Raw genomic sequence first — 8,502 nt, 5'->3', positions numbered from 1 at the left:
CGGCGGCATAGACGCGGGAACCGGGGAGAAAAACGGGCTGGAGCTTGTCAACGAAGTCTTTCCCAAGTTCCGCATGGTGCCCGGCCAGATCGTATGTCCGAACTGGTCCCAGGACACCACGGTGGCCGCCACCATGACAGCCAAGGCAGGGAACATCAACTCCCATTTCAAAGCCATGGCCCTGACGGATCTGGACCACACAACGGTCACCAAATACTCGGACGCGCCCGAGACCAAGAACACCAACAACCTCACGGATGAGCTTCAGATCGTGTGCTGGCCGCGCGTGAAGCTGGGCGACAAAACCTACTGGATGAGTTCCCAGCTTGCCGGGCTGATCGCCCAGACCGACGGGGACAACGAAGACATCCCGTATGCAAGCCCGAGCAACCACAATTTCCAGATGGACTCGGCCGTGGCCAACGGCTCAGAGGTGTGGCTCGGCCCTGGGGAAGGCCAGTACCTGAACGGAAACGGCATTGTCACGGCGCTGAACTTCATCGGCGGGTGGAAATGCTGGGGCAGCCGGACCGGGACGTATCCGGCGGTTACCGATCCCAAGGACGCGTTTGTGCCGATCCGCAGAATGTTCAACTGGATCGGGAACACGCTGACGCTCACGTTCTGGCAGAAGGTGGATTATCCCGTGAACCGCAGGCTCATCGAAACCATTGTGGATTCGGCCAATATCTGGCTGAACGGCCTCGCCGCGCGCGGGTTCATCCTGGGCGGCCGAGTGGAGTTCAACGAGAGTGAGAACGTGGTCACGGATCTGATGGACGGAATCATCAAGTTCCATGTGTATGTCACCCCGCCGAGCCCGGCAAGGGAAATCGACTTTATCATGGAATACGACCCTGAATACATGAGCACTTTGTTCGGATAAAAAAAGTGTTAAGTTTTAAGTGTTAGGTTCCAAGTCTTTTTCTTAACACTTAACCACTTAACCACTTAAAACTTATAAAAGGAGAACTACAATGTCAAATCCGGTACCTGAGAAACTGATCAACTTCAGGGTGTACCTGGACGGCACCGACCTTCTGGGCAATTCCGATGTGGAGCTGCCCAACCTGGAAGCCATGACCGATACTGTCAAAGGCGCGGGCGTGGCCGGGGAGGTGGACTCGCCGGTACTCGGGCACTACGGCTCAATGAGTCTAACTATGAACTGGCGTGTAATCACCGGCAACACCACGATTTTGGCGAAACCGCAGGCGCACCAACTGGATTTGCGCGGGTCCGTCCAGGTATACGACGCATCCGACGGCAAGTATCTAACCAAGGCGCTCAAAGTCGTGGTCAAGGCCGTGCCGAAAAACACCCAGCTTGGAAAGCTCGACGTGGGCGCGGCCCAGGAAGCGGTCAGCGAATTCGAGGTCAACTACATCAAGGTGCTTGTGGACGGAACGGAAAAAATCGAAATCGACAAGTACAACTTTATCTGCAAGATCGAGGGCGAGGACTACCTGCAGAGCGTGCGGGAAAACCTGGGACTGTAAAAGTGTTAAGTTTTAAGTGTTAAGTTTCAAGTCTTTTTCTTAACCACTTAACACTTAACCACTTAACACTTATAACAACGGAGGCTGATATATGACGACTGAAATCAAGCTGGATCATCCCTTGACCATTGACGGGAAAACCGTGGAGTCCCTGACCCTGCGGCGGCCCAAGGTGAAGGACCAGCGGAACGCGGAAAAAGCGGCGGCAGATCCGGGCGGGCAGGAGCTCGCCCTTTTCGGGGCGCTCACCGGGATCAACCCGGAGGACCTGGAAGAGCTGGACATGAAAGACTACGGAAAACTGCAGGAAGCGTACGGGGATTTTTTGTCCTGACATGGCCGGAGCTGAGGCGCACCTGTCTGGATCTGGCCATGGCGACCTACACCCCCATGGACTACTGGCTGGAACTCGACATCCCGGAGTTGATGGCCCACGCCCGGGATGTTCAAAAAATCATTAAAGACGCAAAGGAATAACGCATGGCACGCACATTCTCCGTTGAATTCAACATCGGCGCGGCAATGGGCACCGGTTTCCGCCGGACCTTCAGCGCGGCACAGGACCAGATGCAGGAGCTGGGCGCGTCCATGCGGAGAATGTCCAAGCAGCGCCTGGCAGCGGACAACGTGCGCAAGTACAAGCAGGAGCTGGAAGAGCTCCGCCGCCGCCAGGAGGTGGCCGGCCACAGCAATGCCAATCTGAACCGCAGGATATCCGAGACCCGCCGGAAGTTCGTGGAGGCGTCCAGGGAAGCCAAAAAACACGGCATCGAGATCGGCAGGGCCGCGGATCAGTACGACCAGCTCGGCGCGGCCATGAAACAGGCGGAGCGAAGACAGGCGCGGCTCCAGAAACGCCAGGCCAACCAGGAGACCCGTCAGGGAATCCAGGGCCAGTTTATGGGGGCGACTGCAGCAGGCGCGGCCGTGGCGTTCCCCATCAAGCAGGCCATGGACTTCGAGTCCAAAATGGCGGACGTGAAAAAAGTAATGGACTTTGAGAGCCCGGCCCAGTTCAAGGCCATGGGCAAGGATGTGCTCAACCTTTCCACCCGTATGCCCATGGCCGCGTCCGGTATCGGGGATATCGTGGCGGCGGCGGGCCAGGCCGGTATTGCAAGGGACCAGCTCACGACATTTGCGGAAACCGCGGTCAAGATGGGCACGGCCTTTGACATGTCCGGCAGAGAGGCCGGCAAAACCATGGCCGGGTGGCGGGCATCCATGCGGCTCTCCCAGGAGGAAACCGAAGAGCTGGCAGACGCGGTCAATCACCTGTCCAACAACATGAATGCAGAGGCAGGAGACCTGTCCAGGGTCATCAACCGCCAGGGCGCGTCTGCACAGGCTGCCGGACTGATGAAACAGGAAATCGCCGCCCTGGGGGCCACCCTGTTGACCTCCAACCAGGGACCGGAGCGCAGCGCCACTGCAATGAAAAAGCTGATCAACACCCTGACAGCAGGAGAGCAGGCCCCGAAACGGATCAAGGACTCCCTGCAGGCCCTGGGGTTTTCCGCCGGCGGCATGGCAGACCGGATGCAGAACGATGCCCAGGGAGCGATCAAGTCCGTATTCAAGGCGTTGAAAGAATTGCCCGAGGCGGCCCGGCCGGGAATGCTCCAGGAGCTTTTCGGGGAGGAATCCCAGGGCGTCATTGCCCCGCTGCTCTCCAATATGGAGAACCTGGACAAGGCGTTCGAGAGTGTCTCGGACCGGGCCAAATATGCAGGATCCATGCAGAAGGAGTATGCAGAGCGGGCAAGCACCACGGAACACCAGATGCAGATCTTCCAGAACCGGGTTTCCAAGCTGGGCATTACCCTGGGGTCGGTCCTGCTGCCTCCGCTGAATATTGTCATGGGAGTGGTCGGCAAAACCGCCGGGTCGGTTGCGGACCTGGCGGAAACATTTCCGACAACCACCAAGGTGGTGATCGGGGCCGCAGCCGGACTGGTCACGCTCAAAGTCGCATCCATGGGCGCCCGGTACGGAATGACCCTGGTGTCTGACGGGGCTCAAATTGTAAAAGCCACGTTTGATTTTTTCCGGCCGTCCGTCCTGAAAACCAACATAGCGTTGGCCCGACAAAAGGCGGTGGCCATAGGCCTGGCAGTGAAACAGAAAGCGGTGGCCATAGGCACAAAAGCATGGGCCGCCGCCCAGTGGGTGTTGAATGCGGCCATGAATGCCAACCCGATCGGTCTTTTGATCACCGGTACCGCAGCTCTTGCAGCCGGTGCCGTGTGGATGGTGAAAAACTGGACCAAGGTCAAGGAATTTTTCGGCAACTTCTGGGGCTGGGTCCGGGAAAAATTCCCCACCGTGGCCAAGATCATGGAGACGGCGTTCAAGTTTTCCCCGCTCGGCCTCATCATGCAGGCATTCAACCCGGTCAAGAACTGGCTGTCCAATTTCAACCTGTTCGAGTCCGGGAAAAAGATCGTGGGCACGCTGGTGGGCGGAATCAAGTCTATGATCGGCGAGCCCAAAAAGATGATCGGGGCGGCGTTCAAAAAGGTCCGGGAGTTCCTGCCGTTCTCGGACGCCAAAAAAGGACCGCTGTCCGATCTCACCAAATCCGGCCGGGCCATCGGCTCCACCATCGGCCGGGGCATCAAGCAATCCACCCCGGACCTGACCCGCACGGCGCAGCAGGCCATGGGCGGTATCCGGGGCGGGGTGTCCGCCGGGGGCGGACGCGGATCCGGCGGTCGAAGCGTAACCATTTACCAGACCATACATCAAACCATCACCATCGGAGGCGATGGGGAGACCTCGGCGGAACAGATCGAGTCCGCCGGGAACCAGGCGGCAATCAAAGCAAAAGAAGCGGTGCGGGACTTTTTCAAGGACGAACGGAGGCTGAGCTTTGCCTGATACATACACCACAAAGCAGGGGCAGGCATGGGACCAGATCGCAAAAGAGACCCTGGGATCTGAAAAATACATGCACGAGCTGATCATGGCCAATCCGGCCCACAGGCACACGGTGTTTTTCAGCGCCGGTACCGTGCTGACCGTGCCACAGATTGAAACCCCTGACAACAAACCGGAGACACTGCCGCCATGGAAGAGGTGAACACCAGGCACGCCCGGCTCAAAGTGCTGTATGACGGCACGGACATCTCCGCGGACATTGCGGACATGATCACGGATTTTCAGTGCACCGATCATGCAGGCGGCAAAGCGGACGATCTGTCCATCACCCTGGAGGACCGGGGCCGCTTGTGGATCGGGGACTGGTTCCCGGACAAAGGCGCGGAACTTGTCGCAAGTATCGAGTGTTTTGATTTCCCGGCTGCGGGGGATGTATACACGTACCCGTGCGGGACATACACCATCGATGACATACAGGTATCAGGCCCGCCGAACCGGGTGCAAATCCGGGCGGCGTCCAGTACGGTGAAATCCTCCCTGCGTCGCGAGGAAAAAACCAGGGCGTGGGCGCATATCACCCTGGAGGGGATCGCGTCCGAGCTCGCCGGGCAGAATGATATCACATGCGTGTATGACGCGCCCGGGGTTTCGTACCAGAGAAAGGACCAGCGCAATGAATCGGACCTCGGGTTTCTCTCCCGCCTGGCGGATGAATCCGGGCTCCGGCTGAAGGCGGCCGAGCGGCAGATTATCCTGTTTGACGGGAAAACTTATGACGCAAAGCCTCCTGCCCTGACGTTCCGGCCGGAGGACGTATCCACCTGGGATTTTTCCTCCCAGGCTCATGAAGTGTTTTCCGGCTGCCGGGTGGATTATTTCGACCCGCCTGCCAAGCAGACGCTGAGTTACACGTTCACCCCTGCGGACGGCCCGGAAAACGGCCAGATCCTCAAGATCAACAAGCGCGTGGAAGACCTGGCCACCGCGGAAATGCTGGCAAAGGCCGAGCTTCGGAAACGAAACCGGGAGGAGATCACCGGCGGGTTCGATTCCATCGGGGACCCGCGCCTGTTCGCCTCCAACACCGTGCGAATGGACGGATTCGGGGTTTTCACGGGCACGTATTTCGTGGAGAAGGTGACCCACTCATACAGCAAGAGCGTCGGGTACAGGACCGGCGCGGAACTGAAAAGGACCCTGGAGTACTGATATGATGGAGAAAATCAAATCATGGGTGAGCGATTACATCCGTTCGGTGCTCGAGTCCACCATCCGGGTGGCGGTGGTGTCGTCCACGGATCCGGCCGCGGCCACCGTGCGGGTGACGGTACCGGACGGGGACGGCCTGGTCTCTCATGATCTGCGGGTCCTTGTCCGCAAAGTCCACAAGGACAAGGACTACTGGATGCCGGACATCGGTGACCAGGTGCTCTGCATTTTCCTGCCGTTCGGGCTTGAACAGGGGTTTGTGGCGGGCAGCTTCTACTCGGAACCGGATCCGGTACCGGTCAAGAGTCAGGACAAAAGACACGTGGAATTCAGCGACGGCACCACCATGGAGTATGACCGCAAAACCCACCACCTGGATGTCAACGTCAAGGGCACGATCACGGTGCACGCGGACGGGGCCGTGCTGATCGATTCCGGCGAGAGCGTGACGGTCACGGCCCCGCGAATCGATTTGAACTGATGAAAGAGGATGCAATGAAATGCCAGCCGTACACAGAAAAGGAGACATGGGAACCGGGCACGGCTGCTGGCCCCCGAGGGCGAACAGCGCAGGCAGTCCGGATGTATACGCCAACAAGATTCCCGTCCATCGGGTCGGGGACGGCTGGAATCCGCACGCATGACCGCCCAACCCGCCGCACGGCGGAACGGCTGCCGGGGGCAGCGCCACGGTTTTTGCGAACGGAAAGGCTCTCTGCCGGATCGGGGATCCGGTTTCCTGCGGCAGCGGAATGGCTACAGGAAGCCCGGATGTATACGCAGGAGGGTAGAAACTGATGGCACAAACCGGATCATTCGGCCCCATATTTTTCGAAGTGAGCGCCTCCAGAATCAAAACCTGGGACAACTACCGCAGGCGGCATGTTTCCACGTTTGCCGAGCACGCGGTGGCCGAGGGCAAGGAAAAGCTGGAGTTCACAGGGCATAAGCTCGAGACGGTCAGCTTCAATATACGGCTGGATGCCTCCTGGGTGAACCCGGAAAAAGAGATCGCGGCCTTATATGATTTGAAATTGACAGGCGAGCCCCAGGTGCTTGTGATCGGGACCCGGCCGCTGGGAGAATATGTGCTGACGACTATCACGGAAAGAAAAACACGGACGGACGCGGATGGCCGGGCGCTCGTGGCCATCGCCTCTCTTGAATTCAAGGAGTACAACTGATGGCACAAACGGAATACACGGTCACCCCGGATGGAAGCTCCGTTGTCATCGGGGCGGAAGGTGTCGCAGGGATTCTGCAGAGTTTGCGGACGATCCTGGCCACGCTCCGCGACAGCGTGTTTTTAAACCGGGATTTCGCCCGGCTGGGGGATGCCCTGGACAAGCCCGAACCCAGGGCCGTGGCCATGGAAGTGTCCGAGATATACCGGGCATTGAAAAAATATGAACCCAGGGTCGAGGTCACGGACATCCGTTTTGTTCAAACGGAAACGGAAGCCATGGACGGGGCCCTGGTGCCGCAGATCCGGGTGAAAATCAAACAGGGGGTGTTGTAATGTTTTCCGATCTGGACAATATACAGTTCACCGAGACCGATACGGCAAAGGTGGAAAGTTATGTGCTTACCACACATGAGGCGATCACCGGAAAAAAGCTGTATCCGGGAGACCCGGAGCGGCTTTTCCTGGAAGGGCTGGCCGCCCTGATCGCCCAGCAGCGCGTCATCATCGATTACACCGGCAAGCAGAATCTTCTCGGGTATGCACAAGGGAATTTTCTGGACCATCTGGGCGTGCTCACCGACACCACCCGCCTGGAGGCGTCCGCCGCAAAAGCCACCATGCAGTATTCCATCGCGGAACCGCTGGGGTTTGCCGTGCTGATCCCGGCAGGCTCCAGGGTTACGCCCGGGGGGCAGATCTATTTTGCCACCACAGAGGCCGCAGAGATCCCGGCCGGGGACACGTCTGTGACGGTGACGGCACAATGCCAAACCGCCGGGTCTGACGGAAACGGATTCGTGGCCGGCCAGATCAACAAAATGGTGGACGTGGTCGAGAACATCACGTCCGTGGCTAATACAGACACATCCCTGGGCGGATCGGACGAGGAAGCGGATGACAATTTCCGGCAGCGGATCCGGCTGGCGCCTGAAAAATATTCCACTGCCGGGCCTTATCATGCATACGTGTACTGGGCACAAACCGCACACCAGGACATAGCGGATGTATCGGTATTATCTCCCACACCCGGACAGGTGAATCTGTATGTATTGATGACCGGCGGAGAGCTTCCGCAGCAGACACACCTGGATGACGTGGAGGAGATCGTCTCATCAGACAAGCGGCGCCCCCTCACGGATCAGGTATCCGTCCAGGCCCCGGCGCAGGTCTCCTTTGATGTGGACATCACCTATTACATAAGCACGAATGACGCAGGCATCGCCGCATCAATCCAGGATGCGGTCCAGGATGCGGTGGATGCATATATTTTGTGGCAGAAAACAAAGATCGGCCGGGATATCAATCCTTCGGACCTGATCCGGCGTATTCAACAGGCCGGGGCCAAGCGGGTCGAGGTCACAAGCCCGGCCGCCTTTCAGACTCTGGATTTATCCGAAGTGGCGGCAGACGGCACGAAAACCGTGACGTACGGAGGCCTTGAAGATGCCTAAAACACTGACAGAAATCAAGTTCGCAGAGCTTCTGCCGGATTCCATAAGCGCAGACCCGACAATCGCGGCCGCAGCACAAGCAATTGACAGTGAAATCCAGATGGTGCATGCGGAGCTGGAAAAGCCCCTGCTGTATGCCCGGCTGGAGGAACTGCCCGAGCCCGTTATTGATCACCTGGCCTGGCAGCTGCACGTTGATTTCTGGGAGCCGGATTTAAATATCGAGCTAAAGCGCAACCTGGTGCGCGAGTCAATCGCCTGGCATAAATACAAGGGC

At 58.4% G+C, this 8,502-nt stretch carries 10 protein-coding genes and 1 pseudogene; all 11 read left to right on the top strand.

Going from position 1 to position 8,502, the window contains the following annotated elements; all coding sequences use genetic code 11:
• Window positions 1–886: phage tail sheath family protein (locus tag K9L28_10915; GenBank protein MCF7936839.1), on the top strand; the 886-nt coding region annotated here is incomplete at its 5' end.
• Between the two features lie 91 nt (window positions 887–977).
• Window positions 978–1,499 (top strand): phage major tail tube protein, encoded by a 522-nt coding sequence (locus K9L28_10910; GenBank protein ID MCF7936838.1) that lies wholly within the window; start codon window positions 978–980, stop codon window positions 1,497–1,499.
• Between the two features lie 91 nt (window positions 1,500–1,590).
• Window positions 1,591–1,833 carry a phage tail assembly protein gene (locus tag K9L28_10905; protein ID MCF7936837.1) on the top strand — a complete coding sequence of 81 codons (243 nt, stop codon included), beginning with the start codon at window positions 1,591–1,593 and terminating at the stop codon, window positions 1,831–1,833.
• A gap of 146 nt (window positions 1,834–1,979) precedes the next feature.
• Window positions 1,980–4,379: a phage tail tape measure protein gene (locus tag K9L28_10900; protein MCF7936836.1), complete on the top strand. Its 2,400-nt coding sequence runs from the start codon at window positions 1,980–1,982 to the stop codon at window positions 4,377–4,379.
• Between the two features lie 189 nt (window positions 4,380–4,568).
• A complete protein-coding gene (locus K9L28_10895) occupies window positions 4,569–5,588 on the top strand; it encodes a hypothetical protein (GenBank protein MCF7936835.1) in 1,020 nt (339 codons plus the stop codon).
• A 1-nt stretch (window position 5,589) separates the two neighbouring features.
• Window positions 5,590–6,069: a phage baseplate assembly protein V gene (locus K9L28_10890; protein MCF7936834.1), complete on the top strand. Its 480-nt coding sequence runs from the start codon at window positions 5,590–5,592 to the stop codon at window positions 6,067–6,069.
• A 172-nt stretch (window positions 6,070–6,241) separates the two neighbouring features.
• Window positions 6,242–6,379: pseudogene (locus K9L28_10885) on the top strand (PAAR domain-containing protein).
• Window positions 6,380–6,385: 6 nt separating this feature from the next.
• Window positions 6,386–6,772, top strand: a complete 387-nt coding sequence (locus tag K9L28_10880) for a phage tail protein (GenBank protein MCF7936833.1) — start codon at window positions 6,386–6,388, stop codon at window positions 6,770–6,772.
• Window positions 6,772–7,107, top strand: a complete 336-nt coding sequence (locus tag K9L28_10875) for a hypothetical protein (GenBank protein MCF7936832.1) — start codon at window positions 6,772–6,774, stop codon at window positions 7,105–7,107. Before K9L28_10880 ends, K9L28_10875 begins: the two co-directional genes overlap by 1 nt.
• Window positions 7,107–8,225, top strand: a complete 1,119-nt coding sequence (locus K9L28_10870; protein ID MCF7936831.1) for a baseplate J/gp47 family protein — start codon at window positions 7,107–7,109, stop codon at window positions 8,223–8,225. Before K9L28_10875 ends, K9L28_10870 begins: the two co-directional genes overlap by 1 nt.
• On the top strand, window positions 8,218–8,502 hold a 285-nt coding region (locus K9L28_10865), incomplete at its 3' end, for a phage tail protein (GenBank protein ID MCF7936830.1). The genes K9L28_10870 and K9L28_10865, both read left to right, overlap by 8 nt.

It is taken from the genome of Synergistales bacterium (assembly GCA_021736445.1).
GTDB lineage: Bacteria > Synergistota > Synergistia > Synergistales > Aminiphilaceae > JAIPGA01.
This window is presented reverse-complemented; position numbering and strand designations above follow the sequence as displayed.

Bases quoted from the DNA above. Each gene is read 5' to 3' on its own strand.
- K9L28_10880 (MCF7936833.1), top strand. From the start codon at position 6,386: ATGGCACAAACCGGATCATTCGGCCCCATATTTTTCGAAGTGAGCGCC.
- K9L28_10895 (MCF7936835.1), top strand. From the start codon at position 4,569: ATGGAAGAGGTGAACACCAGGCACGCCCGGCTCAAAGTGCTGTATGAC.
- K9L28_10890 (MCF7936834.1), top strand. From the start codon at position 5,590: ATGATGGAGAAAATCAAATCATGGGTGAGCGATTACATCCGTTCGGTG.
- K9L28_10870 (MCF7936831.1), top strand. From the start codon at position 7,107: ATGTTTTCCGATCTGGACAATATACAGTTCACCGAGACCGATACGGCA.
- K9L28_10910 (MCF7936838.1), top strand. From the start codon at position 978: ATGTCAAATCCGGTACCTGAGAAACTGATCAACTTCAGGGTGTACCTG.
- K9L28_10875 (MCF7936832.1), top strand. From the start codon at position 6,772: ATGGCACAAACGGAATACACGGTCACCCCGGATGGAAGCTCCGTTGTC.
- K9L28_10905 (MCF7936837.1), top strand. From the start codon at position 1,591: ATGACGACTGAAATCAAGCTGGATCATCCCTTGACCATTGACGGGAAA.
- K9L28_10900 (MCF7936836.1), top strand. From the start codon at position 1,980: ATGGCACGCACATTCTCCGTTGAATTCAACATCGGCGCGGCAATGGGC.